23 protein-coding genes and 1 pseudogene are annotated in these 25,317 nt (G+C 71.1%); 8 read left to right on the top strand and 16 right to left on the bottom strand.

The features are described 5' to 3' along the window. Positions 1-354 precede the first annotated feature (354 nt). A complete protein-coding gene (locus ACIBI5_RS50395; protein ID WP_397258326.1) occupies positions 355-951 on the bottom strand; it encodes an HAD family hydrolase in 597 nt (198 codons plus the stop codon). 22 nt (positions 952-973) lie between these two features. On the opposite strand from ACIBI5_RS50395, the gene ACIBI5_RS50400 reads away from it, so the two are divergent. Together ACIBI5_RS50400 and ACIBI5_RS50405 are read left to right on the top strand one after the other, a co-directional pair. Further along, a complete protein-coding gene (locus ACIBI5_RS50400; protein ID WP_397258328.1) occupies positions 974-2,386 on the top strand; it encodes a glycosyltransferase family 39 protein in 1,413 nt (470 codons plus the stop codon). A gap of 158 nt (positions 2,387-2,544) precedes the next feature. Next, positions 2,545-3,711, top strand: coding sequence for a glycerophosphodiester phosphodiesterase (locus ACIBI5_RS50405; RefSeq protein ID WP_397258330.1), 1,167 nt, complete (start codon positions 2,545-2,547; stop codon positions 3,709-3,711). 48 nt (positions 3,712-3,759) lie between these two features. Here the strand turns inward: ACIBI5_RS50405 and tyrS are convergent, their stop codons facing one another. Then, positions 3,760-5,022, bottom strand: a complete 1,263-nt coding sequence (gene tyrS / locus ACIBI5_RS50410) for a tyrosine--tRNA ligase (RefSeq protein WP_397258332.1) — start codon at positions 5,020-5,022, stop codon at positions 3,760-3,762. An 84-nt stretch (positions 5,023-5,106) separates the two neighbouring features. Here tyrS and ACIBI5_RS50415 point away from each other — a divergent pair, with 84 nt between their 5' ends. Then, complete coding sequence (locus ACIBI5_RS50415) at positions 5,107-5,508, top strand: PH domain-containing protein (protein ID WP_397258334.1); 402 nt, start codon at positions 5,107-5,109, stop codon at positions 5,506-5,508. On the opposite strand, the gene ACIBI5_RS50420 is transcribed toward ACIBI5_RS50415, so the two are convergent. From ACIBI5_RS50420 to argC, 9 genes are read right to left on the bottom strand one after another with little or no spacing between them, the layout of a single operon-like run. Then, positions 5,448-6,125 carry a DNA-3-methyladenine glycosylase gene (locus tag ACIBI5_RS50420; RefSeq protein WP_397258336.1) on the bottom strand — a complete coding sequence of 226 codons (678 nt, stop codon included), beginning with the start codon at positions 6,123-6,125 and terminating at the stop codon, positions 5,448-5,450. The genes ACIBI5_RS50415 and ACIBI5_RS50420 overlap by 61 nt on opposite strands. Further along, positions 6,107-7,564, bottom strand: coding sequence for an argininosuccinate lyase (gene argH / locus ACIBI5_RS50425; protein ID WP_397258338.1), 1,458 nt, complete (start codon positions 7,562-7,564; stop codon positions 6,107-6,109). Before argH ends, ACIBI5_RS50420 begins: the two co-directional genes overlap by 19 nt. Positions 7,565-7,572: 8 nt before the next feature. After that, on the bottom strand, positions 7,573-8,772 hold the full coding sequence (locus tag ACIBI5_RS50430; protein ID WP_397258339.1) for an argininosuccinate synthase: 1,200 nt from the start codon (positions 8,770-8,772) through the stop codon (positions 7,573-7,575). A 56-nt stretch (positions 8,773-8,828) separates the two neighbouring features. Next, positions 8,829-9,335, bottom strand: a complete 507-nt coding sequence (locus ACIBI5_RS50435) for an arginine repressor (RefSeq protein WP_379627459.1) — start codon at positions 9,333-9,335, stop codon at positions 8,829-8,831. 1 nt (position 9,336) lies between these two features. Continuing rightward, complete coding sequence (gene argF / locus ACIBI5_RS50440; protein ID WP_397258341.1) at positions 9,337-10,257, bottom strand: ornithine carbamoyltransferase; 921 nt, start codon at positions 10,255-10,257, stop codon at positions 9,337-9,339. Beyond that, positions 10,254-11,420 (bottom strand): acetylornithine transaminase, encoded by a 1,167-nt coding sequence (locus ACIBI5_RS50445; protein ID WP_397258343.1) that lies wholly within the window; start codon positions 11,418-11,420, stop codon positions 10,254-10,256. The genes argF and ACIBI5_RS50445 overlap by 4 nt, the downstream gene beginning before the upstream one ends. Continuing rightward, entirely contained in the window at positions 11,420-12,292 is an 873-nt protein-coding gene (gene argB / locus ACIBI5_RS50450; RefSeq protein WP_397258345.1) for an acetylglutamate kinase, read from the bottom strand. Before argB ends, ACIBI5_RS50445 begins: the two co-directional genes overlap by 1 nt. After that, positions 12,289-13,440, bottom strand: coding sequence for a bifunctional glutamate N-acetyltransferase/amino-acid acetyltransferase ArgJ (gene argJ, locus ACIBI5_RS50455; RefSeq protein ID WP_397258347.1), 1,152 nt, complete (start codon positions 13,438-13,440; stop codon positions 12,289-12,291). The genes argB and argJ overlap by 4 nt, the downstream gene beginning before the upstream one ends. Continuing rightward, positions 13,437-14,459, bottom strand: a complete 1,023-nt coding sequence (argC, locus tag ACIBI5_RS50460) for an N-acetyl-gamma-glutamyl-phosphate reductase (protein WP_397258349.1) — start codon at positions 14,457-14,459, stop codon at positions 13,437-13,439. Before argC ends, argJ begins: the two co-directional genes overlap by 4 nt. A 228-nt stretch (positions 14,460-14,687) precedes the next feature. Between argC and ACIBI5_RS50465 the strand changes: the two genes are divergently transcribed. Beyond that, on the top strand, positions 14,688-16,349 hold the full coding sequence (locus ACIBI5_RS50465) for a class I adenylate-forming enzyme family protein (protein ID WP_397258351.1): 1,662 nt from the start codon (positions 14,688-14,690) through the stop codon (positions 16,347-16,349). 61 nt (positions 16,350-16,410) lie between these two features. Here ACIBI5_RS50465 and ACIBI5_RS50470 read toward each other — a convergent pair whose 3' ends face one another. Continuing rightward, positions 16,411-17,505, bottom strand: a complete 1,095-nt coding sequence (locus ACIBI5_RS50470; protein ID WP_397258353.1) for a hypothetical protein — start codon at positions 17,503-17,505, stop codon at positions 16,411-16,413. A gap of 250 nt (positions 17,506-17,755) precedes the next feature. Here ACIBI5_RS50470 and ACIBI5_RS50475 point away from each other — a divergent pair, with 250 nt between their 5' ends. The 3 genes from ACIBI5_RS50475 (at position 17,756) to ACIBI5_RS50485 (ending at position 19,924) form a co-directional block, all read left to right on the top strand. After that, positions 17,756-18,160, top strand: coding sequence for a hypothetical protein (locus tag ACIBI5_RS50475; RefSeq protein ID WP_397258355.1), 405 nt, complete (start codon positions 17,756-17,758; stop codon positions 18,158-18,160). A 29-nt stretch (positions 18,161-18,189) separates the two neighbouring features. Further along, positions 18,190-18,543 carry a nuclear transport factor 2 family protein gene (locus tag ACIBI5_RS50480; RefSeq protein ID WP_397258357.1) on the top strand — a complete coding sequence of 118 codons (354 nt, stop codon included), beginning with the start codon at positions 18,190-18,192 and terminating at the stop codon, positions 18,541-18,543. A 103-nt stretch (positions 18,544-18,646) separates the two neighbouring features. Next, positions 18,647-19,924 carry an MFS transporter gene (locus ACIBI5_RS50485; protein ID WP_397258359.1) on the top strand — a complete coding sequence of 426 codons (1,278 nt, stop codon included), beginning with the start codon at positions 18,647-18,649 and terminating at the stop codon, positions 19,922-19,924. 12 nt (positions 19,925-19,936) lie between these two features. On the opposite strand, the gene ACIBI5_RS50490 is transcribed toward ACIBI5_RS50485, so the two are convergent. Both ACIBI5_RS50490 and ACIBI5_RS50495 read right to left on the bottom strand, forming a co-directional pair. Continuing rightward, the gene (locus ACIBI5_RS50490; RefSeq protein WP_397258361.1) at positions 19,937-20,677 is read right to left on the bottom strand and encodes a metallophosphoesterase family protein; all 741 of its coding nucleotides are present in this window, start codon (positions 20,675-20,677) and stop codon (positions 19,937-19,939) included. Positions 20,678-20,695: 18 nt separating this feature from the next. After that, a complete protein-coding gene (locus ACIBI5_RS50495; protein ID WP_397258363.1) occupies positions 20,696-20,923 on the bottom strand; it encodes a hypothetical protein in 228 nt (75 codons plus the stop codon). 135 nt (positions 20,924-21,058) lie between these two features. Between ACIBI5_RS50495 and ACIBI5_RS50500 the strand changes: the two are divergent. Then, a pseudogene (locus tag ACIBI5_RS50500) lies at positions 21,059-21,568 on the top strand (Uma2 family endonuclease); the annotation flags it as partial. A 36-nt stretch (positions 21,569-21,604) separates the two neighbouring features. On the opposite strand, the gene ACIBI5_RS50505 reads toward ACIBI5_RS50500, so the two are convergent. Together ACIBI5_RS50505 and pheS are read right to left on the bottom strand one after the other, a co-directional pair. Continuing rightward, on the bottom strand, positions 21,605-24,154 hold the full coding sequence (locus tag ACIBI5_RS50505) for a phenylalanine--tRNA ligase subunit beta (RefSeq protein WP_397258365.1): 2,550 nt from the start codon (positions 24,152-24,154) through the stop codon (positions 21,605-21,607). After that, positions 24,154-25,194 (bottom strand): phenylalanine--tRNA ligase subunit alpha, encoded by a 1,041-nt coding sequence (gene pheS / locus ACIBI5_RS50510; RefSeq protein ID WP_379636452.1) that lies wholly within the window; start codon positions 25,192-25,194, stop codon positions 24,154-24,156. The genes ACIBI5_RS50505 and pheS overlap by 1 nt, the downstream gene beginning before the upstream one ends. Between the last annotated feature and the right edge of the window lie 123 nt (positions 25,195-25,317).

Below are 25,317 nucleotides of genomic sequence, written 5' to 3' on the forward strand. Positions count from 1 at the left end.
CAGACGAGGTGTTGCATGAAATACTTCATGCACTGGCTTTTAACACACTGTTGAGTTCTCAAGAAACGGACGCGTTTTCCAGCGGCTCATTTCGTATTTCTATAGTTTCACCCGGCTTGCTTCCTGTCAAATCCGAGGATTTGACGTTTCGCAAATTCCGAGCAGCAAGAAACCCCTAAAAACGTACCGTGCCATCATGGGCGTGTCGAATCAACGGAGTTTTCCGGTGGCTCTACGCGTACCCGAGACGGAGTCTCAAGGGGCTTGTGCCCTGGGGCCCGTCCGCCTGACACGGCGTCCGGATCGCTCCCGGGGCGAAAACAAAGACTAGGTCGCGATCGGCGTGACGTCAAATCACCACGTCGGCGCGCCGCCGACCAGCTTCCTGACCTGCGCGGCCGACGTGAACACCTCGGCCGCCATCCCCACCGCCCGCGCCGCCCGTACGTTCACCTCGCTGTCGTCGAGGAACAGGATCCGCTCCACGGGCACCCCGAGCTGCCCGGCCGCCACCTCATAGGCACGCGGGTCCGGCTTGGCCACGCCGATCCGGCACGAGAAGGTCCGTGCAGCGAAGCGCTTCAGCCAGTCGCTGCGCTCCCACACCGGCACCAGGTCCTCGATGATGTTCGACAGCAGGCCGAGCGTGCGGCCCTCGTCGGCCAGCTCGTTCACCAGCGCCACCATCTCGGGGTCGGACTCCGACCAGCTGTCCAGGTCCGCCGCGGTCAGCGCGGCCACGTCGGCGAAGGTGGTCCCGAGCCGCGCGGCCACGTTCTCCCAGTACGCCGCGCTGCCGAGCCCCGCGTCGTAGTCCGGCCGGCAATCCCAGTAGGCCTTCCAGAACCGCTCGCCCGGCACCCCCGCGAGCTCCACGAGCCGCTCGCGCGCCTGCTCGGTCTGCGTGCGGGCGATAACCCCATAAAGGTCAAACAGAATCACGTCGCTCATGTTTCGAGCGTATTCTTCCCCGGTGACTGCCACGATCATCCGCCCAGCCCCGCCGGCGACCCGTTCGTACGCCTGGCTCCCCTGGCCGATGGCCGCACTGGCAGCCGCGGTGGCGCTGTCCGGCTCCGGAATAGCCTCGCTCAACGGTGACGAACTCGCCACGGTCAGCGCGGCCAGACGCTCCATCTCCGGGTTGTGGGAGCTGTCGCAGCACATCGACGGCCATTTCCTGCCGTACTACGTCTTCATGCACCTGTGGGTGAAGCTCGGCACGGCGGAGCTGTGGCTGCGCCTCCCCTCGGCGCTGGCCATCGGCGTCGCCGCCTGGTTCCTGACCGATCTGGGCCGCCGCCTGCACGGCACGACCGCGGGCGTGACGGCCGCGGTGATCTTCACGGCGCTACCCTCCGTGTCCTATTACGGCGCCTTCGCCCGCTCGTACGCGTTCGCCGCCGCCGCGGTGGTCTTCGCCTTCTGGGCGCTGCACCGGGCGATCGAGGAGCCGCGCCGTACCGGCCGCTGGGTCCTTTACGGCGGGGCGATCGCGCTGGTCTGCTGCACCCATCTGTTCGCCGTGCTCACGCTGCCCGCGCATCTGCTGCTCGCGCGCCGCGCGACCTGGTCGCGCATGCTGGCCGCACTCGCCATAGGCGGCCTGCCCGCCGTCGCCCTCGGCCTGATCGGGTACGGCGAGCGCCACGCGATCAGCTGGATCCCGCAACGCGGCCCCGACGTGCTGCTGAAGTTCCCCAAGATGGCGGCGGACTCGATGGAGGTCGGCCTGCTGCTGTTCGCGGCCGCCCTGCTCGGGGCGGCACTGACGTGGCGCCTGAAGGAGAGCCCCGCGCTGCTGGCCTGGCTGGTGCTGCCGCCGGTCCTGTTGCTGGCGGTCTCCCATCTGGTGACACCTGTGTATGTCGACCGCTACCTCTTTGTCACCACTCCGGCGCTGGCCCTCCTGGCGGGGCTGGCCGCGGCCAGTGTGCCGCGCCTGCCCGTCGTCGCGGGCGCCGTGCTGGCCGGGGTGACGGTCGCGCTGGCCGTACCGGCGCATCTGGACGTGCGCGACCACAACGGGCGGTACGCGGACTTCCCCGGAGCCCTCGCCAGGATCAAGACGCGCCCCGGCGACGCCCTCGTCTACGGCCAGAGCTCCGAACGCAAGGGCGTCCTCTACTACGCCGCCAAGCCCCTGCCCGACGACGTGCTCCTGGCCTCGCGGGAACCGGAGGCGCACGGCTTCGCCTGGCCCGAGCGCGACGACGTCACCGCCGCGCTGGAGGGGCGCGAACGCGTCTGGATGTTGTGGCGCGGGGCGAAGACGGCGAAGCTCCCGCGGATCGCGGCGGTACAGGCGGCGGGCTTCGAACAGGCCTCCGCCTGGCATTCGGCCGAGATCCCCGGCATCACGGTCGCCCTGTTCACGCGCCGCTGAATTCCGCTGAGCACCAACCGCAGCCGAGCACACCGAGGACGCGATGTCACCGGAAGTTTCGCGATTGTTGGCACAACCGGAGGTTTCGGTCCTTACCATAATCGCCGCGGTGATCGACCGGTGAGAGTCTCCGGCGATGGCGCCGCAGGGAGTTCCACGTGCGAAAGATCGCAGCGACCACGCTCGCCGTCCTGACCCCTCTCACCGGAGCGGGAGCGAGCGCGGCCACCGCCGCCGACCACCGTCCCGAGCGTTCGCAGGTCGTCGTCATCGGCCACCGCGGCTCGGCCGGGCACCGCCCCGAGCACACCCAGGGCAGCTACGAGCTGGCCGTGGCCATGGGCGCCGGCTGGATCGAGCCCGACCTGGTGCCGACCAAGGACCACGTGCTGGTCGTGCGGCACGAGAACGAGATCTCCGGCACCACCGACGTCTCGGCGCGTCCGGAGTTCGCCGGGCGCAGGACCACCAAGGTCGTCGACGGGCGCAACGTCACCGGCTGGTTCACCGAGGACTTCACGCTGGCCGAGCTCAAGACGCTGCGCGCCGTGGAGCGGCTGCCGGCCATCCGCCAGCGCAACACCGTCTACAACGGCTACTACCAGGTCATGACCTTCCAGGAGGTGCTCGACCTGGCGAAGAAGCTCTCCAAGAGGTACGACCGGGAGGTCGGCGTCTTCCCCGAGACCAAGCATCCGACCTATTTCCGCTCGATCGGCCTGCCGCTGGAGGAGAAGCTGATCGAGACGGTCCGGCGCAACGGGCTGAACCGGCCGCGCGGGCCCGTGGTGGTGCAGTCGTTCGAGCCGTCGAGCCTGAAGCGGGTGGCCGGCGCGCTGCGGGTGCCGCTGTGGCAGGCGCTGGGGACGACGGGCCAGCCGTACGACCTGAAGGCGGCGGGCGACCCCACCACGTACGCCGACATGATGAAGCCCGAAGGACTGGCGAAGATCGCCGGCTACGCCCAGTGGATCGGCCCGGACAAGTCCTCGGCCATCCCCCTGAACCCGGACGGCGGCACCGGCGCGCCCACCTCGCTCGTCTCCGACGCGCACAAGGCCGGGCTCAAGATCGGCGTCTACACGTTCCGGAGCGAGAACCAGTACCTGCCGCTGCAGCTACGGCGCGGGAGCGTGCCGACCGAGCACGGTGACGCGCTGGCGGAGTACCGGGCGCACATCGAGCTGGGCGTGGACGCGTTCGTCACGGACTACCCGGACACGGCGGTGCTGGCGCGCGGGGAACGTACCCGGCCGAACGGGCAGACGCCGGCCGACCAGCTCACCCCGCTCAACGCCGACGAGCCCGAGGAGGGCCGGCACTAGACGCGGACGAAGGCGGGCCCTTCCGCCGAAGGAAGGGCCCGCCCGCGTTCAGCCGACCTCGACGCCGCCGATCGACTTCTTGCCGCGGCGCAGCACCAGGAAGCGCCCCTGCAGCAGGTCCTTGGCCTCGGGCACGTACGCCTCGTCGGTGATCTTCATGTTGTTGAGGTACGCGCCGCCCTCCTTGACCGCGCGCCGCGCCGCCGACTTCGACTCCACCAGCCCGCTCTCGGCCAGCAGGTCGATGAACGGGGCTCCGAGCGCCGGCACGGCCGCCTTGGGCACTTCCGCCAGCGCCGAGCCGAGGGTGGCCGCGTCGAGCTCCTCCAGCGAGCCCTGCCCGAACAGCGCCTTGGACGCCGCCTGCACCTTGACCAGCTCGCCGGCCCCGTGCAGCAGCGTGGTGAACTCCTCGGCCAGCGCCCGCTGCGCCTCGCGGGCGAAGGGCCGCTCGGCGACGGACTTCTCCAGCTCCTCGATCTCCTCGCGCCCGCGGAAGCTGAAGATCTTGAGGAACTTCACGATGTCGCGGTCGTCGGAGTTGAGCCAGAACTGGTAGAAGGCGTACGGCGAGGTCATCTCGGGGTTGAGCCACACCGCGCCGCCGGCCGTCTTGCCGAACTTGGTGCCGTCGGCCTTGGTGATCAGCGGCACGGTCAGGGCGTGCACGTGCGCGCCCTCGACCCGCCGGATGAAGTCGACGCCCGCGGTGATGTTGCCCCACTGGTCGCTGCCGCCGAGCTGCAGCGTGCAGCCGAAGCGGCGGTGGAGCTCCAGGTAGTCGTTGGACTGCAGCAGCTGGTAGCTGAACTCGGTGTAGCTGAGCCCCTCACCGGCCAGGCGGGCGGCGACCACCTCGCGCGCCAGCATGCGGTTGACCGGGAAGTGCTTGCCCACGTCGCGAAGGAAGTCGATCGCCGACAGCTCGGCGGTCCAGTCGAGGTTGCTGACCATGACGCCGCGCGCCTCGTCGGACAGGTCGAGGAAGCGCTCGACCTGCACCCGGATCTTCGCCACCCACTCGGCCACGACCTCGGCCGGGTTGAGCGCCCGCTCGGTGCTGCGCCCGCCCGGGTCGCCGATCAGGCCGGTGGCGCCGCCGACCAGGCCGATCGCCCGGTGGCCCGCCTGCTGGATCCTGGCCAGCGTGAACAGCGGGACCAGGTTGCCCACGTGCAGGGAGGGCGCGGTCGGGTCGAACCCGCAATAGGCCGTGATCGGACCGGTCGCCAGCGACGCGCGCAGGGCGTCGAGGTCGGTGGACTGCGCGATCAGGCCGCGCCAGGCGAGGTCATCGAGAATGTCGGTCACGATCTCGGCTTTCCGGGTAGTGGATGTCGGTCCCAGCCTGCCCGATCCATACGGATGAGCGCCACTTGGATACGCTCGGTCTCCATGTGGAAGGTCCGTCGCGAGCTGGCCGCTCTCAAGATCCTAGGGGCTGTCGTGTGCGCGGCTCTCGCCGTGTACTGGTGGCTGGCGGGAGACACCCGCGGGTTGATCCTGGCCGTCCCCGCGACACTGCTGGTCGGCGCCATGGCACTGCGCGATCTCCTGGTCCCGGTACGGCTGCGCGCCGACGAGAGCGGCATCACGGTCGTCCACGGCTACGCCGGCCACCGGCACGTGCCGTGGGAGCAGATCCAGGACGTCAAGGTGGATGTGCGCACCCGGTTCGGTCTGCGCAGCGAGATGCTGGAGATCGACACCGGCGACGCCCTGCACATCTTCAGCCCTCACGAGCTGGGCGCCTCCCCCACCGAGGTGGCCGCCGCGCTGCGCCGCCGGGGGACGTGAGCCTTGTAGGGCGAGACGGTCGGGTCGCCGTCGATCCAGAACCGCCACGGCACCTCTTTGGCGGTGGAGATCCCGGTGCGCGGCCCGGACCGGACGTGGGTGCGCTCGGGCGGCTCGCCCTCCAGCACGGCGAGGGTGCCGGATCCGGTGCGGATCGCGTCGAGGCCGTTGTGCTCGCGGTGCAGGCCGAGCGCGACCGCGAGCCTGGCGGGGCCGCGCGCGAGGTCGCGGTCGGGCATCCGCCTGGCCGCCGGGCGCGTGGCGCCGCGCCGGGATCGCGCGGTCTCCAGTCCGTCCACGATCTCGCCCGCGCGCAGCAGTACCGCCGAGCCGTGCTCCTCCGGCAGGCAGACCAGGTTGGCGCAGTAGTGCATGCCGTAGGTGAAGTACACGTACAGGTGGCCGGGCGGGCCGAACATGACCGCGTTACGCGGCGTTCTGCCCCGGTAGGTGTGGGCCGCCGGGTCCTCGCCCGGCCCGCCGTACGCCTCGACCTCGGTCAGGCGCAGGGAGACGGGGCCGTGCACGAGGACGCGCCCGAGCAGGTCGGGCGCGACCTCGTGCGAGGGCCGGTCGAAGAAGGAGCGCGGCAGCGGCTTCAGGATCCGGCCGCCCATGCCGCCTGCGCGTCGACCGCCTCCCGCAGCGCGACGAGCTGGTCGCGGACCCGGTCGGGCGCGGTGCCGCCGGGCGCCTTGCGGGCGGCCAGGGCGCCGGGGACGTTGAGGACGTCGCGCACGTCGGGGGTCAGGTGCGGCGAGACCTTGAGCAGGTCCTCGTCGCTGACGTCACCGAGCTCGACGTCGTTGACCTGGCAGTAGACGACCAGGTGGCCGACGGCCTCGTGGGCCTCGCGGAACGCGACGCCCTTGCGGACCAGCAGCTCGGCCAGGTCGGTGGCCAGGGCGAAGCCGTCGGAGGCGGTGGCCTGCAGCCGGGCGGTGTTGACCCGCATGGTGGCCACGAGCCCGGCCATCGCGGGCAGCACGAGCAGGAGCGTGTCGACGGAGTCGAAGACGGGCTCCTTGTCCTCCTGCAGGTCGCGGTTGTAGGTGAGCGGCAGGCCCTTCAGCACGGTCAGCAGGGACACGAGGTTGCCGATCAGGCGCCCGGACTTGCCGCGCGCCAGCTCCGCCACGTCGGGGTTCTTCTTCTGCGGCATGATCGAGGAGCCGGTGGAGTAGGCGTCGTCCATCTCGATCCAGCGGAACTCCTGCGAGGCCCACAGGACGATCTCCTCGCCCAGCCGCGACAGGTGCATGCCGATCATGGCCGCGTCGAAGAGGAACTCGGCGGCGAAGTCGCGCTCGGCGACGGCGTCCATCGAGTTGGGGGCGGCGGAGGAGAAGCCGAGCTCGTCGGCGACCGCCTCGGGGTCGAGCGGGAGCGAGGAGCCGGCCAGGGCGCCGGCGCCGAGCGGGGAGACGGCGGCGCGCTTGTCCCAGTCGGTGAGGCGGTCGATGTCGCGGGCGAAGGCGTGCACGTGGGCGAGCAGCTGGTGGCCGAAGGAGACCGGCTGGGCGTGCTGCAGGTGCGTCATGCCCGGGGCGGCGGTCTCGGCGTGCTGCTCGGCCTGCGCCATGAGCGCCGTCTCCAGCTCCACGAGCCTGAAGACGATCGTGCGCGCGTGGTCGCGCAGGTAGAGCCGCAGGTCGGTGGCGATCTGGTCGTTGCGCGAGCGTCCGGCGCGCAGCTTGCCGCCGAGGGCGCCGAGCCGTTCCAGCAGGCCGCGCTCCAGGGCGGTGTGCACGTCCTCGTCGGCGACGGTCGGCCGGAACTCGCCCGACTTGCAGGCGCGCTCCAGGTCGTCGATCGCGCCGATCATGCGCTCGAGCTCGTCCCGCGTGAGCAGACCCGCCCTGTGCAGGACCCGCGCGTGCGCCCTGGACGCGGCCAGGTCGTACGGCACGAGCCGCCAGTCGAAGTGCACGCTCACCGACAGCCGGGTCAGCGCGTCGGCCGGACCACCTTCGAAGCGTCCGCCCCACAGCCTCATCGGCTTACCATCACTCACCGTCAGCTCCTCAATCTCCACAGCGAAGTCCTCCGCGACCATAGTGCACCTCAGGCCCGCTTGGCGTCCCGGGCGGCCGCGATCTTCGCGGGCAGCGAGAACAGCTGGACGAACCCCTTGGCCAGGGACTGGTCGAAGGTGTCGCCGGTGTCGTAGGTGGCCAGCGAGAAGTCGTACAGCGACTCCTCGGAACGCCGGCCGGTGACCACGGCCTTGCCGGCGTGCAACGTCATCCGGATGTCGCCGGTGACGTACTTCTGGGCGTCGTCGATGAGCGACTCCAGGGCGTCCTTGAGCGGCGAGAACCACAGGCCGTCGTAGACGAGTTCGCTCCAGCGCTGGTCCACGCCCCGCTTGAAGCGCGCCAGATCCCGCTCGACGGTGACGTTCTCCAGCTCCATGTGCGCGGCGATGAGCGCGACGGCGCCGGGCGCCTCGTAGACCTCGCGCGACTTGATGCCGACGAGCCGGTCCTCGACCATGTCGATGCGCCCCACGCCCTGCGCGCCGGCGCGGGCGTTCATCTCCGCGACGATCTGGTACGGCGTCAGCGCCCGCCCGTCGAGCTTGACCGGCACGCCCGCCTCGAACGTGATGACGACCTCGTCGGCCGCGCGCGGCTGGGCAGGGTCGGCGGTGTAGGAGTAGACGTCCTGGGTGGGGCCGTTCCAGATGTCCTCCAGGAAGCCGGTCTCGACGGCGCGGCCCCACAGGTTCTGGTCGATGGAGAACGGGTTCTTCTTGCTGGTCTCGATCGGCAGGTTCTTCGACTCGGCGTACTCGATGGCCTTGTCGCGGGTCCAGGCGAAGTCGCGGGCGGGGGCGACGACGCGCAGGCCGGGCGCGAGGGCGGCGAGGCCGGCCTCGAAGCGGACCTGGTCGTTGCCCTTGCCCGTGCAGCCGTGGGAGACGATCGTGCCGTTGAAGCGCTGGGCGGCGCTCACCAGGTGCTTGACGATGAGCGGGCGCGAGAGCGCGGAGACCAGCGGGTAGCGGTCCATGTAGAGGGCGTTGGCGCGCAGCGCGGGCAGGCAGAAGTCGGCGGCGAACTCCTCCTTGGCGTCGACCACGACGGACTCGGCCGCGCCGCAGTCGAGGGCCCGCTTCTGGATGACGTCCATGTCCTCACCGCCCTGGCCGAGGTCGACCGCGACGGCGATCACCTCGGCGTTCATCTTCTCGGCGAGGTACGGGATGGCGACGGAGGTGTCGAGGCCGCCGGAATATGCGAGAACTACTCTCTCGGTCATGGTGTCTTCTCCGATTCGGTGACTGATGGTGGCGCGAAGAGCCCGCGGTCAGCGGGCTAGCTTCGTCGGTCGGCCACCTTCAGCAGCGACTGCGCGACGCCGGCGCCGCCCTGCGGGTCGCGGGCGATGACGAGGACGGTGTCGTCCCCGGCCACGCAGCCGAGGATCGACTCCCAGTCGGCGTGGTCGATCGCCGAGGCGAGGAACTGGGCCGCGCCGGGCGGGGTCTTCACGATGACCAGGTTCGCGCTGGCCTCGGCCGAGACCAGGAGTTCCTCGGCGATGCGGTGGAGCCTGGCGGCCGGGGTCTCGCCGGTGCCGAGCCTGGCCAGCGGGATGCGGCCGCCGCCCTCGCCGGGCAGCGCGTACACCAGCGAGCCGTCCTCGGCACGCAACTTGAGCGCCCCCAGTTCGTCGAGGTCGCGTGAGAGCGTCGCCTGGGTGACCTCGACGCCGCTCTCGGCCAGCAGTTTGGCCAGCTCGGGCTGCGAGCGGACCGCCTGCCGCTGAAGCAGCTCGGTGATCTTCGCCTGGCGGGCGACCTTGGTCATCGGGATGGTCATCTCAGCTGTTCACCAGCCAGTGCAGCAGCGCCTTCTGGGCGTGCAGCCGGTTCTCCGCCTGGTCCCACACGGCGCTCTTCGGGCCGTCGAGGACGTCGGCGGTGATCTCGTAGCCCCGGTAGGCGGGCAGGCAGTGCAGCACGATCGCGTCACCGGCGGCGTGGGCCAGCAGTTCGGTGTTGACCTGGAAGGGCATGAGCGCGGCGACGCGCTCGTCCTTGCCGTCCTGGCCCATGGAGACCCAGGTGTCGGTGGCGATCACGTGCGCGCCCCGGACGGCGGCGGCCGGGTCGCTCAGCGAGACCACCGAGCCGCCGGTCCCGGCCGCGATGGCGGCGGCCCGGTCGAGGATGACGGCGTCCGGCTGGTAGCCGTTCGGGGCGCCGATCCGCACGTGCATGCCGGCGGTGGCGCCGCCCAGCAGGTAGGAGTGGGCCATGTTGTTGGCGCCGTCGCCGACGTAGGCGAGGGTCAGGCCCTTCGTGGTGCCGAAACGCTCGCGGACGGTCTGCAGGTCGGCGAGGATCTGGCAGGGGTGGTACTCGTCGGTCAGCGCGTTGACGACCGGGACCGTGGTGCCCTCGGCCATCGCCTCGATGCGCTCCTGGCCCGCGGTGCGCCAGACGATGGCGGCGCACTGGCGCTCCAGGACGCGGGCGCTGTCCTCGATGGGCTCGCCGCGGCCCATCTGGGAGGCGCCGCCGTCGATGATCAGAGGCAGGCCGCCCAGCTCGCCGACGCCGACGGCGAAGGAGACGCGGGTCCTGGTGGAGGGCTTGTCGAACAGGACGGCGACGGTCTTGGGCCCCTCGAAGGGGCGGTAGCCGTAGCGGTCCTTCTTCATCGCGGCGGCCAGCTCCAGCACCTCGGCCTGCTCGGCCGGGCTCAGGTCGTCGTCCTTGAGGAAGTGTCTCCTGGTCATGGTGCGGCCTCGGCGAGGATCTTGGGGAAGGCGTCCACGAAGGACTGCACCTCGGAGTCGGTGACCACCAGCGGGGGCGCGAGCCGTACCGCGTCGGGCTGCAGGGCGTTGACCAGGAAGCCCGCGTCGGCGGCGGCCTTCTGCACGGCGGCCGAGACGTCGGAGGTGAGGACGGCGCCCAGCCACAGGCCGCGGCCGCGCACGCCCTTAAGCAGCGGGTGCTCGATCGCCTCCAGGCCGGTGCGCAGCTGCACGGCGACCTTCTGCACGTGTTCGAGATCCACGTTCTCCAGTACGGCCAGCGCCGCGGCGCACGAGACCGGGTTGCCGCCGAACGTCGAGCCGTGGTCGCCCTTGGCGAACAGTGTGCCGGCCTCGCCGAAGCCGACGCAGGCGCCGATCGGCAGCCCGCCGCCCAGGCCCTTGGCCAGCGTGAGGATGTCGGGGACGACGCCGTCGGCCTGGTGGGCGAACCAGTGGCCGGTGCGTCCGATCGCCGACTGGATCTCGTCGGCGACCATGAGCGCGCCGGTGGAGTCGCAGATCTCCCTGACGGCCTGGAAGTAGCCGTCCGGCGGGGGGACGACGCCGGCCTCACCCTGAGTGGGCTCTAGGAAGACCGCGATGCACTCGCCGCCGACCTCCTCGCGCAGGGCCTCGGCGTCGCCGTAGGGGACGAACCTGACCTCGACCGGGAACGGGCCGAACTGGTCGCGGATGGCCTTCTTGCCGGTCAGCGACAGGGAGCCGATGGTGCGGCCGTGGAAGCCGTTCTCGGCGGCGACGAAGTAGCGCCGGCCCTCACGCCGGCCGTACTTGAGCGCGAGCTTGTACGCGGCCTCGTTGGCCTCGGTGCCGGAGTTGGCCAGGAAGATCTTGGCCGGCTCCTTCAGCAGCCCGAGCAGTTTCTCGGCGAGCAGGACCTCGGGCTCGTGCACGAACAGGTTGGAGGTGTGGGCCAGCGTGGCGACCTGCCGGGAGACCGCCTCGACCAGCGCCGGGTGGGCGTGGCCGAGCGAGCTGACCGCGATGCCGCCGATGAAGTCGAGGTAGCGCCTGCCGTCGACGTCCCACACCGCGCTGCCCTCGCCGCGGACCAGGGCGACCGGCGGGGTGCCGTAGTTCGGCATGAACGACTTCTCGAACCTCTCGAACAGGCTCATCAGGGCATCACCATGGTTCCGATTCCTTCGTCGGTGAAGATCTCTAGCAGCAGGGAGTGCGGGACGCGGCCGTCGAGGACGTGGGCGTGGTTGACGCCGCCCTGGACCGCGCTCAGGCAGGCGCCCATCTTGGGCACCATGCCGCTGGACAGGGTGGGCATCAGCTCTTCGAGCTCGGCGGCCTTGAGCTTGCCGATGACGTCGCTGTCGTCGGGCCAGTTGGCGTACAGGCCTTCGACGTCGGTCAGGACGATGAGCTTCTCCGCCTTGAGCGCCACGGCCAGCGCGGCGGCGGCGGTGTCGGCGTTGACGTTGTAGATCTGGCCGTCCTCGCCGCGGGCGACGCTGGAGACGACCGGGATGCGGCCGTCGTCCATGAGCGCGCGCAGGGCGCTGGGGTCGACGTGGACGATCTCGCCGACCTGGCCGATGTCGACCTTCTCACCGTCGACGACGGCGTGCTTGCGCTCGGCGGTGAAGAGGTTGGCGTCCTCGCCGGACAGCCCGACCGCGAACGGGCCGTGCCGGTTGACCAGGCCGACGACCTCGCGGTTGACCTGGCCGACCAGGACCATCCTGACGACCTCCATGGCCTCGGGCGAGGTCACGCGCAGCCCGGCGGTGAAGGTCGACTCGATCCCGTGCAGGTCGAGCGCCTTGCTGATCTGGGGGCCGCCGCCGTGGACGACGACCGGCTTGAGACCGGCGTAGCGCAGGAAGACGATGTCCTCCGCGAATCCCGCCTTGAGCGACTCTTCGGTCATGGCGTTGCCACCGTACTTGATGACGACGGTGGCTCCCTGGAAGCGGGTCAGCCAGGGCAGCGCCTCGATCAGCGTGGCCGCTTTCGTGAGCGCGGAGGCCGACCTCATGAGGAGTAGGCCGAGTTCTCGTGGACGTAGTCCGCGGTCAGGTCGGTGGTGTGGATGGTGGCCGAGTTGGTGCCCGCCGACAGGTCGATGGTGATGGTGACGTCGCGGGGACGCATGTCGACCTTGTCGCGGTCGTCGCCGACGGCGCCGCCCCGGCAGATCCACACGCCGTTGATGGCGACGTTGAGGCGCTCGGGCTCGAAGACGGCGTCGGTGGTGCCGACCGCGGCCAGGACGCGGCCCCAGTTGGGGTCCTCGCCGTGGATGGCGCACTTGAGCAGGTTCGAGCGGGCGACGGTCCGGCCGACCTTGACCGCGTCGTCCTCGGAGGCGGCGCCGACCACCTCGATGGCGATCGCCTTGGAGGCGCCCTCGGCGTCCACGAGCAGCTGCCTGGCCAGGTCGGCGCAGACCTCGGTGACCTTCTCCTCGAACTCCCTCAGCACCGGCTTCACCCCGGCGGCGCCGGAGGCGAGCAGGAGCACGGTGTCGTTGGTCGACATGCAGCCGTCGGCGTCGAGCCGGTCGAAGGTCTTCGCGGTGGCCTTGCGCAGGACCGCGTCGAGCTCCTCGCTGGTCACGTCGGCGTCGGTGGTCAGCACGACGAGCATGGTGGCCAGGGCCGGGGCGAGCATCCCCGCGCCCTTGGCCATGCCGCCGACCATGTAGCCCTCACCGCGCTTGAAGGAGATCTTCGAGACGGTGTCGGTCGTCCTGATCGCGTCGGCTGCGGCCAGGCCGCCGTCGCGGGAGAGCTGCTCGGCGGCCGTCTCGACGCCGCCGAGCAGCGCGTCCATGGGCAGTCGCTCGCCGATCAGGCCGGTCGAGCAGACCGCGATCTCGCCCGCGGAGTCCTGGAGCGAGGCGGCCACCTGCTCCGCGGTGGCATGGGTGTCCTGGAATCCCTCGGGGCCGGTGCAGGCGTTGGCGCCGCCGGAGTTGAGCACGACCGCTCGGACCCGGCCGCCGCGCAGGACCTGCTGCGACCAGAGCACGGGGGCGGCCTTCACGCGGTTGGCGGTGAAGACGCCCGCGGCGGCGCGCGAGGGTCCTTCGTTGACGACGAGGGCCAGGTCGCGGTTGCCGCTGGCCTTGATGCCCGCGGCGATACCTGCGGCCTTGAAGCCAAGCGGGGCGGTCACACTCATGGAGCAACTCCTGTCAGGGGGAGGCCGAGCTCTTCCGGCAGGCCGAGGGCGAGGTTGACGCTCTGGATCGCGCCTCCGGCGGTGCCCTTGGTGAGGTTGTCGATGGCGATGACGGCGATCAGGCGCCCGGCGCGCTCGTCGAGCGTCACCTGCAGGGCGGCGGTGTTGGCGCCGTAGGTCATCGCGGTGGCGGGCCAGGCGCCCTCCGGCAGCAGGCTCACGAACGGCTCGGTGGCGTACGCCTCGTGGTAGGCGTCGCGCAGTGCCCGCCTGGTCAGCCCGGGTACGGCGGGAGCCGTACAGGTGGCCAGGATGCCGCGGCTCATCGGGGCCAGCGTCGGGGTGAAGGAGACCCGGACCCCGGTTCCGGCGACGGCGCCGAGGGTCTGCTCCATCTCGGGGGTGTGCCGGTGGCCACCGCCGACGCCGTAGGCGCTGACCGAGCCCATGACCTCGCTGCCGAGCAGGTTCGCCTTGAGCGACTTGCCGGCGCCGCTGGTGCCGGAGGCGGCGACCACGACGACGTCGGGTTCGGCCAGGCCGGCGGCGAAGGCGGGGAACAGGGCGAGGGTCACGGCGGTCGGGTAGCAGCCGGGTACGGCGATGCGCCGGGCGCCCTTGAGCACCTCGCGCTGGCCGGGCAGTTCCGGCAGCCCGTACGGCCAGCTGCCCGCGTGGGCTCCGCCGTAGAACTCCCGCCACGCGGCGGGGTCGGTGAGCCGGTGATCGGCGCCGCAGTCGACGACAATGGTGTCGGGCCCGAGTCCGGCGGCGACGGCGGCCGAATGGCCATGCGGCAGGGCCAGGAAGACGACGTCGTGGCCGTCGAGGGTCTGGGGGCTGGTTTCCTCGATGACCCGGTCGGCGAGCTGGGGCAGGTGCGGCTGGTGGGCGCCGAGCGTGCTGCCCGCGCTGGCAGCCGCGGTGAGCGCGCCGATCCGCAGTTTGGGGTGACCGAGCAGCAGGCGGAGCAGCTCTCCGCCGGCGTAGCCGCTGGCACCGGCGATCGCCGCCCTCATCGAACCTCCTGCATGTTCATGCACTGTAACTCATGTTCTTGCTTAGAAAGATGATGCACAACAGAGGATGAACATGCAAGTGAGACCGCCCTTCCCGTCCACATGGTGAGATCGGACAAATCACCCATTTCATGCATAATCACTCACAGAACAAGGCTCTAGCGTCACGTACCTACTGGTCGGTACTGTGATTTATCCGGATCGCCGAGCCACGCGGGAGTTCTGCGCATGACCATCAGCCACGCCCAGGTCCAGGCCCAGCTCACCGGCCCCGGCCAGCTCTTCGAGACCGAGGAGATCGGCGACACGGGCGTCCGTACGTGGAAGCACGCGCCCGGCCACTTCAGGGCGCTGCTGGAGATGAGCCGCTTCCACGGGGAGAAGGTGTTCCTCGTCTACGAGGACGAGCACATCACCTTCGAGGAGCACTTCCGCCGCGCGGCCACGCTCGCCAACCGGCTCGTCACGGACTACGGCGTGGCCAAGGGCGACCGGGTGGCCATCGCCATGCGCAACTACCCGGAATGGGTGGTCTCCTTCTCGGCGGCGCTGGCCGCGGGCGCGATAGCCGTACCCCTGAACGCGTGGTGGACCGAGCAGGAGCTCGCCTACGGCGTGCGGGACTCCGGCGCGAAGGTGCTCATCGCCGACGGCGAGCGCGCCGTCAGACTGGCGGGCACCGGCGTCCCGCTGATCGTCACCCGGGGTCAGGCGCCCGCGGGCGCGCGCTCCTTCGAGGAGGTCATGGGCGAGGTCGCCGCCGACGTCACGCTGCCCGCCGTCGAGCTGGGCCCCGAGGACCCGGCCACGATCTTCTACACCTCCGGCACGACCGGGCGGCCCAAGGGCGCGCTCGGCAGCCACCGCAACCTGGGCCAGTCGCCCATGACCGTCGCCTACGGGCTGCTGCGCGCGGTCGCGCTGGCCGGAAAGGACATCGGCGCCGCGGCGGGCGTGCGCAGGGTGACGCTGCTGACGGTGCCGCTGTTCCACGTGACGGGATGCTTCTCCGCGCTGACCACGACCATGTTCACCGGCGGCGGTCTCGTGCTCATGTACAAGTGGGACGCCGGGCAGGCCCTGGAGCTCATCGAGCGCGAGAAGGTCACCGCGATGATCGGCGTGCCGACCAACGCGTGGCAGCTGATGTCCCACGCCGACTTCGGCAAGCGCGACCTGTCCTCGCTGACCACGCTCGGTTACGGCGGCGCCCCCGCCCCGCCCAAGCTGCTGGAGCGCATCAACGAGAACATGCCCGAGCGCTCGGCCTCCAACGGCTACGGCATGACCGAGACCACCGCGCTGGCCGTCGGCAACGGCGGCCCCGACTACCAGGCCAAGCCCGACAGCATCGGCCTGCCCTCCGCGGTCGTGGACGTCAGGGTCGTCGACCCGATGGGCGAGGTACTGGCCGCGGGCGAGGTCGGCGAACTGTGCGTACGCGGGCCCAACGTCATCATGGGCTACTGGAACAAGCCGCAGGCCACCGCCGAGACCTTCGTCGGCGGCTGGCTCCACACCGGCGACCTGGCCAGGATCGACGAGGAGGGCTTCGTCTACATCGTCGACCGGGCCAAGGACATGGTCATCAGGGGCGGGGAGAACGTCTACTGCGCCGAGGTCGAGGCCGCCCTCTTCGAGCATCCGGCCGTGGACGACGCGGCGGTCATCGGCGTGCCCCACGACGAGCTGGGCGAGGAGGTCGGCGCCGTGCTGCGGCTCAAGCCGGGCACCGCGACCACCGCCGAGGAGGTCCGCTCGTTCCTGGCCGAGCGCATCGCCAAGTTCAAGATCCCGGCCCACTTCTGGTTCCGCGAGGACGAACTGCCCCGCAACCCCGGCGGCAAGATCCTCAAGACACACCTGCGGCGCGAGGTCCTGGGCGGCTGACGGGCGCGCCTCCGCCCCCGGAAGTTCGGCCGTGGGCCGCATGCCCCGCGGCCCACGGCGCTCAGCCGCCGGTGTGCTCGGCGACCGCGCGGGTGGGCGGCACGACCGTGGGCAGGCGCGGGCCGTCGAAATAGCCGGGTTTGTGGGTGCGCAGCAGCGCCTGCCCGCTGCGCTCCCACAGGAAGCCGGGCCGGCCCAGCAGCCCCGCGAACAGCTCGCCGGCCTTGGCGTGGTCGCGCTCGGCCAGGCGGACGATCGGCACCGGCGAGACCGCGTCGCCCTTGAGGTAGGAGGTCACCAGGTCGCGCCCCTCGCGCCGGGCGACCAGGCCGGGCCGGTCGAAGATCTCGGCCAGCCGGGCGAACTCCGCGTAGTAGCCCAGGCCGTCGGTCTCATCGAAGATCAGGGCCACGCTCCCGGCCCGCGACACGTGCTCGGGGATCTCGGCGTCGACCCGCCCGCCGAGCCGTTCGGCCTGGTAGCCGAGATAGCCCTGGATCTTCGCCGCCACCTCCGCGCCCGCCACCACGACCTGGTCGGAGCCGAAGTAGGAGATGAAGCAGCGGCGCTGCTCGGCCTGCGTACGCCGGGCCGCGGCCAGCAGGTCCGGATTGCGGTAGGCGGCGGCCGGATTCTCCAGCGCCACGTGCGCGGCCGCCGCGACCAGCCGCCCGCGCGCCTGCGCGGTGTGCACCGACGGGGTGGCGCTGATCAGCCAGTCGCGGCCGAGCGGGATGAGCCTGCCGACCACGAACATGCCTTCGGTCAGCGGCGCGAACGCCTCCTCACCCAGGTTGGACAGCGTGCGGTAGGTCAGCTCGTCCACGTGGTTGAACAGGATGAGCGCCGGGCCGTCGAACCCGGTCACCTCGAAGACGCCCTCGACCACGTCCTTCCAGCTGAGCAGCAGCTCGTGGTCGGCCGCGTCGAGGCCCGGGTGCTCGTGCACGAACCGGTCGACGACCGTGCCGCCGCCGCCGAGCTTGTGCTGGTGCACGAAGTAGTCGACCGGCAGGAAGGCGTTCGCCTCGTCCTGCGGCCGCCCGCCGGCGTAGAAGCGGTCGAGCACGGCGGTCAGCTCGCGCTGGAACCTGCCGGACGTCGCGTAGTGCACCAGCTCGGGCTTGAGCTCCCGCGCGCGGGCCAGCAGATCCATCGACTCACTCCTCGTGTTCGCGTGATTGCAAAGAGACAGTAACGAGGCGTACGGCGCCGCGGGCCGGTTTCCCGATTTCTCCCGAGAAGTCTCCGCAGGTCACGGGGTACATAGCCACCTCCATTACCTGGCGCGTAATCGCACCGGCTATGCCCCCGATGACACGGTTCCTGTGTCGGAAACACCCGGCACCGGAAACACCCGCTTACGGGAACGCCCGCTGTCGGAATCACCCGCGAGGAGAACCGAGATGACCGCCGTACCCGTCACCGCCGACCGGACCAAGTTCCTGCGCACCGTGCTCGTCGCCGACGCCCTCGTCACCGGCGCCAACGGCCTGGCCTACCTGGTCGCCGCGCCGCTGCTCAGCGATCTCCTGGGGCCCGGCTCGGGGATGCTGCGGGCCCTCGGCGCCTTCTTGCTCGCGTACGGCGCCGCCGTGGCCGTACTGGGCACCCGCCGCGAGATCAGCCTCGCCGGCACCAAGGCCGTCGTCGCCGTCAACATCGCCTGGACGCTGGCCGGGGTGGCCGCCGTGGCGTTCGGGCTGGTGGAGTTCACCACGATCGGCGCCGTGTGGGCCATCGCCCAGGCGCTGGTGGTCGGCGTGCTGGCCGAACTGCAGATCATGGGCCTGCGCAGGGCCCGCCGCTGATCCGATAATCCGAGAGAGGACAAACCATCATGGAAAACCTGGTCGAGCGCTATGTGGCCGCCTGGAACGAGACCGACGCCGACGCCCGCGCCAAGGCCGTCGCCGACGTGTGGGCCGAGGACGGCGTCTACACCGACCCGCTGGCCGCCGTCACCGGCCATGAGGCGATCGCCGCGGTGATCGCCGGGGCGCAGGGGATGTTCCCCGGCATGGTCTTCACCCCGGGCGAGGTGTTCGAGACCCACCACAACGTGGCCCGCTTCACCTGGCACCTCGGCGCGCCCGGCGGCGAGCCGATCGCGGTCGGGTTCGACGTGGCGGAGCTGGCCGAGGACGGCAGGATCCAGCGGGTCCTGGGCTTCCTCGACAAGGTCCCCGCCTGAACCCCGTGGGGAAGGGCCCTCCCGGTCGCCGGGAGGGCCCTTCCCCACGTCCGGGAGAAAACCGTTTGAGCTCGCGCGCGGGCAGAACGGACAATGTCACCTCGTGTTCTCCCTCATCAAACGCATCGCACCCGACCTGGGCCCGTTGCGCGACTCGCGTGACTACCGGCTGCTCATGGTCTCCGGGGTGATCACGATGTTCGGCACGTTCGTCACCATGGTGGCGCTGCCGTTCCAGATGATGGAGCTGACCGGCGACTACGTCGCCGTGGGACTGATGAGCCTGGCCGAGTTCGTGCCGATGGTCGTGTGCGGGCTGTGGGGCGGGGCGATCGCCGACGCGCTCGACCGGCGCAAGATCGTGCTGTTCAGCGAGGTGGGCCTGCTGGTCACCTCGGGCCTGCTGACCGTCAACGCGATGCTGCCGCGCCCGCAGGTGTGGGTGCTGTACGTGGTCGGCGCGATCGCGATGGGTCTGACCTGCCTGCAGCGGCCCAGCCTTGAGGCGCTCATCCCGCAGGTCGTCCGGCACGACCAGCTCCCGGCGGCCGCGGTGCTGGCCAGCCTGCGCTGGAACATCGGCGCCATCGCCGCGCCCGCCCTGGGCGGCCTGCTCGTGGCCACCTACGGCACCGCCCTCGCCTACGGGCTGGACACGGCGTCGTTCGCGCTGTCACTGGTGCTGCTGTGGCGGATGCGCGCGGTGCCGCCGCACGAGGAGGCGCGGCCCGCCTCACTGAAAACGCTGGCCGAGGGCGTCCGCTACGCCTGGCGGCGCAGCGACCTCATGGGCACCTACCTGGTCGACATCGCGGCGATGGTCTTCGCCATGTCGACGGCGCTGTTCCCGTTCCTGGCCAAGCAGCTGGGCGCGCCGCAGGCGGTCGGGCTGCTCTACTCGGCCAGCGCGGTGGGCGCCCTGATCGCCTCCCTCACCGGCGGCTGGACGGCACGCGTGCACCGGCACGGCCTGGGCGTGATCGTGGCCGCCGGGCTGTGGGGCGTGGCCGTGGCGCTGGCCGCGGTGGTGCCGAACCTGTTCGCGGTCTTCTTCTGCCTCGCGCTGGCGGGCGCCGCCGACATGATCAGCGGCATCTTCCGCTCGACCATGTGGAACCAGACCATCCCGAACGAGCTGCGCGGCCGCCTGGCCGGCATCGAACTGCTGTCATACGCCAGCGGCCCCATGCTGGGCAACGCCCGCGCCGGAGCGATGGCCGCCTTCGGCGGTGCCCGCTTCGCACTGGGCGTGGGCGGCCTGCTGTGCGTGGGCGCGGTGGTCGCCCTGGCCGGAGCGTTGCCGAAGTTCCGCCGCTACGACGCCCGCACCGACGAACACGCCCTGGCCGAAAAGGCCCGCCGCGCACTGGCCGCACCCTGACGGGGTGCGGTCTCACCGGCCCTCGCGCCTCGCGAACGCCGTCAGCGCCACCGCGTCGGAGTAGACCTCCCGCACGTACTCCGCGACCCACTCCTCGATCCCGTCGAACCCCGACTCCGCCACCAGCCGAGCCGCCACCTCCGCGGCATCGAGGGGGGTCCGCCGCAACGTCACCGCCCCGCTGACGGAGTCGAGCAGCGCCCAATGAGCCCCGTCCGTCCCGTACGGCATGCCCACGGAACCCGGGTTCACGATCAGCCGCCGATCGGCCAGCCGCGCGAACGGCATGTGCGTGTTCCCCAGCACCACCGTGTCGGCCGGCTCCCCGTCCAGCACCTGCCGCCACCGCTCCAGCGAACTGTCGACGAGCACGACCTCGTCGTCACTGCGCGGTGTCCCGTGCACGAACAACGTCAGCCCCAAGCGTCCCAGATCCAGCTCCTGCCGGGCGGGCAAAGCGGCGAGCACGCCAACCTGATCATCCCGCAGCCGCTCCCCCGCCCACCGCGAGATCGCGAACTCCGACCCCTGCCCCCGAGCCGCCTCCACCAGCTCCCGGTCGGCGTTGCCGCCGACCCAGAGCGCCCGATCCCCCAGCGAGACCAGCAGATCGATCGTCTCGACCGGCATCGGCCCCGCGGCCACGTCGCCGGTCAGCACCAGCAGGTCCGCGCCCCGCACGTCCGCCTCACCCAGCACCGCCTCCAGGGCGGGCAGCACCCCGTGCACATCGGACAAGACCGCGACACGCATCCGTTCTCCTCACGTCGGCTAGAGGCTCTCCCGCCACCCGTCATACTCCTCGGCCAGCGCCTCGACCTCGCCGGCCAGCTCCGCGGGCAGGTCCTCGACGACCACGACCCACTGCGCGTCCTCGGCGTCGTCCTCGCCCGCCAGGGTCTCCCGCACCACCCGGGGCACCTCGCCCAGCCACTCCCCCAGCGCCTCGGCCACCGCCTCGGCGTCACCCCGCTCACCGAACACCAGCAGGTTTCGCACAGCCCCGTCCTTCATAGATTGCTACCGTAAAACCCTGACGGCCGAAGCGGTGAGCATAGATATGCCTGAAAGCCACTATCGCTTCCCGACTGGGTCTTCCCGCCCCCGAAAGGCTTCGTCGCGGAGGACCTCGATCGCATTCCGGGATTGCCTGCGCACACGGAGTTGATTGACGGAAGCTTGGTCTTCGAGAGCCCCCAGCGAGACTTCCACACCTCCGCGCTCTACCTTCTGGAGAAGGCGCTTCGCGGTTCGGTGCCGAGCGATCACAGGGTGCGGCGCCAGATGAGCGTGCGGCTGTCCGCGACCCAGCGCCCCGAGCCAGATCTGATCATCCTGGGCCCGGGGGCCCGCATCCAGCCCGACGCGACCTTCTACGACGCCGACGACCTTCTTCTGGCCGTTGAGGTCGTCTCCCCGGACTCCAGGGTGCGTGACAGGGAGCGCAAGCCCGTGCTCTACGCGCGGGCGGGCATCCCCTACTTCTGGCGCGTCGAGAACGCGGAGGGCCAGCTGATGGTCCACGTCTACGCACTGGAGCCGTCGACCGGGAGCTACACCGTCGCCGGAATCTTCCATGACCGGCTCAAGGTGCACGTGCCGTTCACCATCGACATCGACCTCACCGAGATCGACCAGCTCTGAAAGGCGGACACGGCCGAACGCCGTGCCCGCCTCCCGTCAGGCTCCGCGTAGCGAAGCGCCCACGCGGTCGGCGGCCAGCGCGACCGCCGCGTCACGGGCCGCCGTCGTCTCCTCCACCGTCAGCGTCCGCTCCGGTGCGCGGAAGCGCAGCGTGTAGGCCAGGGACTTGTTCCCCTCGCCCACCTGCGCCCCGGTGTAGACGTCGAACAGCCGGATCGACTCCAGCAGGTCGCCCGCCCCCTCGCGCAGCGCGGCGGCCACCGAGGCTTCCGGGGTGTCGGCGGCGACGATCAGGGCGACGTCCTGGGTGGCCACCGGGTAGGAGGACACGGCGGGCGCGTTCACCGGGCCCCGCAGGTCGAGGCGGGTCAGTTCCAGCTCCATCGCGCAGGTGCGCGGCGGCAGGCCGTAGGCCTCGACGACGCGCGGGTGCAGTTCGCCCGCGTGACCCACCAGCGTGTCGCCGGCGTAGAGGGCGGCGCAGCGGCCAGGGTGCCACGGCTCGTGCTGGTCGGCGGCGACCCGCAGCTCCACCCCTGCCTGCGCGGCCGCCATCCTGGCAGCCTCGACGGCGTCGGCCCAGGTGGCCTGGCGGCCCTTGCCCCACCAGCCGGAGCGGTCGAACTCACCGGCCAGCACGACGGCCAGCCGTTCCGGCTGGGCGGGCAGCGCGGCCTCCAGCGCGGCGAGCTCCTCCCCGTCGGGGGCGCGCTCCACGCCGAAGACCGGCGCGGTCGCCGGGGCGTCGGGCTTGGCGCGGTAGACCAGGCCGGACTCGAACAGCGCCACGTCGGGGAAGCCCCGGCCCACGTTGCGTACCAGCGTCTTGAGCAGGCCGGGCAGCAGCGTGGTGCGCATGTACGGCTCGTCGTCGGAGATCGGGTTCGTCAGCCGGGTGGCCCGCCTGCGATCGTCGTCCGCGGGAAGCTGCAGGTGGTCGAGGTCGGCCTGCCCGATGAACGGGTAGGACAGCACCTCGACGTAGCCGTGGTCGGCCAGCACCCGCCCGACGCGCCGGCGCAGGCGCTGCGTCTCGGTGAGGCCGGCGCCGGCGGGCGCCTTGGGCAGCACCGACGGCAGCCCCTCGTACCCTTCGAGCCGGATGACCTCCTCGGCCAGGTCGGCCGGGTCGGTCAGGTCGGTGCGCCACGACGGCGGCGTCACCGTGATCATGTCGGGGCCGGTGACGGCCAGCCTGGCCGCGATCTCGCCGCCGGTGACCACCGCGGTCGGCGCGACGCCGCCCCGGCGGATCGCCGGGTCGTCGCCGTCGGCGACCGTGCAGCCGACCTGCTCCAGGCGCCGCACCACGGTCTCCTTCGGGTACGGCACGCCGCCCACCTGACCCGGGTAGGCGGCCGGGATGGCGATGCGCGCCGGCTCCACCTCGACCTCGGCGTGGGTGAGCCCCGGCTGGATGGCGGCGCCGCCCAGCTCGGCCAGCATGGTGACCGCCCGCCAGGTGGCGACCACCGGCAGCTCGCGGTCGACGCCGCGCTCGAAGCGCTTGGACGACTCCGAGACCAGGTTGTGGGCGCGCGACTCGCGCGAGATGCCGGGCGCGGAGAAGTGCGCCGCCTCGATGACCACGTCGGTGGTCGTCTCGGAGATCTCGGTGGCCAGGCCGCCCATGGTGCCGGCCATCGAGATCGGCCCCGACTGGTCGGTGATGAGGATGTCCTCGGGGTGGAGTTCGCGCACCACGTGGTCGAGGGTCTCCAGGCGCTCGCCGGGCTCGGCGCGGCGTACGACGATCTCGCCGGTGAGCTTGGCCCGGTCGAACGCGTGCAGGGGCTGGCCCATCTCCAGCATCACGTAGTTGGTGATGTCGACGGCCAGCGAGACCGGCCGCATGCCGGCGCGCGTCAGCCGTACCCGCATCCAGAGGGGGCTCTGCGCGGCCGGGTCGAAGCCGCGCACCTCGCGCAGCACGAACCGGTCGCAGGCGGTGGCGTCGGCGATCCACGCCGGCCACGCCTCCTCGCCGGCGGCGGGCGGCTGGAGCGCGGCGGGGTCGCGGAAGGGCACGCCGAAGGCGATGGCCGCCTCGCGGGCCACGCCGCGCATCGACATCGCGTAGCTGATGTCGGGGGTGATCTCCATCTCGATGACGTCGTCGCGCAGGCCGAGCAGCTCGACCACGTCGGTGCCGATGGGCGTCTCGGGCGGCAGGACCATGATGCCGTCGTGGTCGTCGCCGAGCCCGAGCTCACGCTCGGAGCAGATCATGCCCTCGGACAGCCGGCCGTAGGTCTTGCGCGCGCCGACCTCGAAACCGCCGGGCAGCACGCCGCCGGGCAGCACGACCGGGACGCGGTCGCCGGCCACGAAGTTGCCGGCGCCGCAGACGATCTCGCGCGGCGTCGCCTCGCCGACCTCGACCTTGCAGTGGCGGATCGGCTTCTTGAAGCCGGTGAGCTCCTCGATCTCGAGGACCTCGCCGACGACGACGTTCTTGACGTCGTGGCCGTGGGAGATGATCCGCTCCAGCTTGAGCCCGGCAGCGGTCAGCCGCTCGGCGACCTCGTGGGCGGTGACCGGCGGCAGATCGACGTACTCCCGCAGCCAGGAAAGCGGGGCCTTCATCAGATCTCCATTCCGAACGGGAGCGAGAAGCGGACGTCACCCTCGACCATGTCGCGCATGTCCTCGGCGTTGTGGCGGAACATCAGCGTGCGCTCGATGCCCATGCCGAAGGCGAAGCCGCTGTAGCGGGCCGGGTCGACGCCGCCCGCGACGAGCACCCGCGGGTTGACCATGCCGCAGCCGCCCCACTCGATCCAGCCCTCGCTCTTGCAGGTACGGCACGGCGGGTTGCCCGGCACAGCACTGGTGCCGCGGCAGACGAAGCACTTGAGGTCCATCTCGGCCGACGGCTCGGTGAAGGGGAAGTAGTGCGGCCGGAAGCGCGTGGTGATGCCCTCGCCGAACATGACCTCGGCGAAGCGGTCGAGCGTGCCCTTCAGGTGCGCCATCGTCAGGCCCTCGTCGACCGCCAGGCCCTCGACCTGATGGAAGACCGGGGTGTGGGTGGCGTCGAGCTCGTCGGTGCGGAAGGTCTTGCCCGGCGAGACCACGTAGCACGGCACGCCGCGCTGCAGCAGCGCGCGGATCTGCACCGGTGAGGTCTGCGTGCGCAGCACCATGCCCGAGTCGGCCGACTCCACGAAGAAGGTGTCGTGGTCGGAGCGGGCCGGGTGGTCCTTGGAGATGTTGAGCGCGTCGAAGTTGAACCACTCGCCTTCGAGCTCGGGGCCCTCGGCGACCTCGTAGCCCATGGCGACGAAGGTGTCGGCGATGCGTTCCTGCATCGTGGTCAGGGGGTGACGGGCCCCCTGCGGCCGGCGGTCCCACGGGAGGGTGACGTCGACGGTCTCCTCGACAAGGACGCGGGCGTCGCGCTCGGCCTCCAGCTCGGCCTGGCGGGCGGCCAGCGCCTCGCCCACGGCCTTGCGGGCGGCGCCGATGCGCTTGCCCGCCTCGGCGCGCGCCGCCGGGGGCAGCGCGCCGATCTCGCGGTTGGCCAGCGCGATGGGCGAACGGTCGCCGGCGTGGGCCAGGCGTACCTGCTTGAGTTCGTCGAGGCTGCCGGCCGCCTTGATCGCCGTTACGGCGTCCGCCTCCATGCGCGACAGCTCGTCGGCATGCAGGGGCGTGACCTCGACAGGGTCGTAGTCAGACAAGAGAGAGCTCCGTATCCAGGGCTTGAGCGAGACTGAGTCTAGTGCTGGCCCACCGGAGCCGATGAC

This window comes from Nonomuraea sp. NPDC050540 (genome assembly GCF_044457485.1).
Taxonomy (GTDB): Bacteria; Actinomycetota; Actinomycetes; order Streptosporangiales; family Streptosporangiaceae; genus Nonomuraea.

Bases quoted from the DNA above. Each gene is read 5' to 3' on its own strand.
- ACIBI5_RS50395 (WP_397258326.1), bottom strand. From the start codon at position 951: ATGAGCGACGTGATTCTGTTTGACCTTTATGGGGTTATCGCCCGCACG.
- ACIBI5_RS50415 (WP_397258334.1), top strand. From the start codon at position 5,107: ATGTGGAAGGTCCGTCGCGAGCTGGCCGCTCTCAAGATCCTAGGGGCT.
- ACIBI5_RS50420 (WP_397258336.1), bottom strand. From the start codon at position 6,125: ATGGGCGGCCGGATCCTGAAGCCGCTGCCGCGCTCCTTCTTCGACCGG.
- argH (WP_397258338.1), bottom strand. From the start codon at position 7,564: ATGGTCGCGGAGGACTTCGCTGTGGAGATTGAGGAGCTGACGGTGAGT.
- ACIBI5_RS50430 (WP_397258339.1), bottom strand. From the start codon at position 8,772: ATGACCGAGAGAGTAGTTCTCGCATATTCCGGCGGCCTCGACACCTCC.
- ACIBI5_RS50435 (WP_379627459.1), bottom strand. From the start codon at position 9,335: ATGACCATCCCGATGACCAAGGTCGCCCGCCAGGCGAAGATCACCGAG.
- argF (WP_397258341.1), bottom strand. From the start codon at position 10,257: ATGACCAGGAGACACTTCCTCAAGGACGACGACCTGAGCCCGGCCGAG.
- ACIBI5_RS50445 (WP_397258343.1), bottom strand. From the start codon at position 11,420: ATGAGCCTGTTCGAGAGGTTCGAGAAGTCGTTCATGCCGAACTACGGC.
- argB (WP_397258345.1), bottom strand. From the start codon at position 12,292: ATGAGGTCGGCCTCCGCGCTCACGAAAGCGGCCACGCTGATCGAGGCG.
- argJ (WP_397258347.1), bottom strand. From the start codon at position 13,440: ATGAGTGTGACCGCCCCGCTTGGCTTCAAGGCCGCAGGTATCGCCGCG.
- argC (WP_397258349.1), bottom strand. From the start codon at position 14,459: ATGAGGGCGGCGATCGCCGGTGCCAGCGGCTACGCCGGCGGAGAGCTG.
- ACIBI5_RS50465 (WP_397258351.1), top strand. From the start codon at position 14,688: ATGACCATCAGCCACGCCCAGGTCCAGGCCCAGCTCACCGGCCCCGGC.
- ACIBI5_RS50470 (WP_397258353.1), bottom strand. From the start codon at position 17,505: ATGGATCTGCTGGCCCGCGCGCGGGAGCTCAAGCCCGAGCTGGTGCAC.
- ACIBI5_RS50475 (WP_397258355.1), top strand. From the start codon at position 17,756: ATGACCGCCGTACCCGTCACCGCCGACCGGACCAAGTTCCTGCGCACC.
- ACIBI5_RS50480 (WP_397258357.1), top strand. From the start codon at position 18,190: ATGGAAAACCTGGTCGAGCGCTATGTGGCCGCCTGGAACGAGACCGAC.
- ACIBI5_RS50490 (WP_397258361.1), bottom strand. From the start codon at position 20,677: ATGCGTGTCGCGGTCTTGTCCGATGTGCACGGGGTGCTGCCCGCCCTG.
- ACIBI5_RS50505 (WP_397258365.1), bottom strand. From the start codon at position 24,154: ATGAAGGCCCCGCTTTCCTGGCTGCGGGAGTACGTCGATCTGCCGCCG.
- pheS (WP_379636452.1), bottom strand. From the start codon at position 25,194: ATGGAGGCGGACGCCGTAACGGCGATCAAGGCGGCCGGCAGCCTCGAC.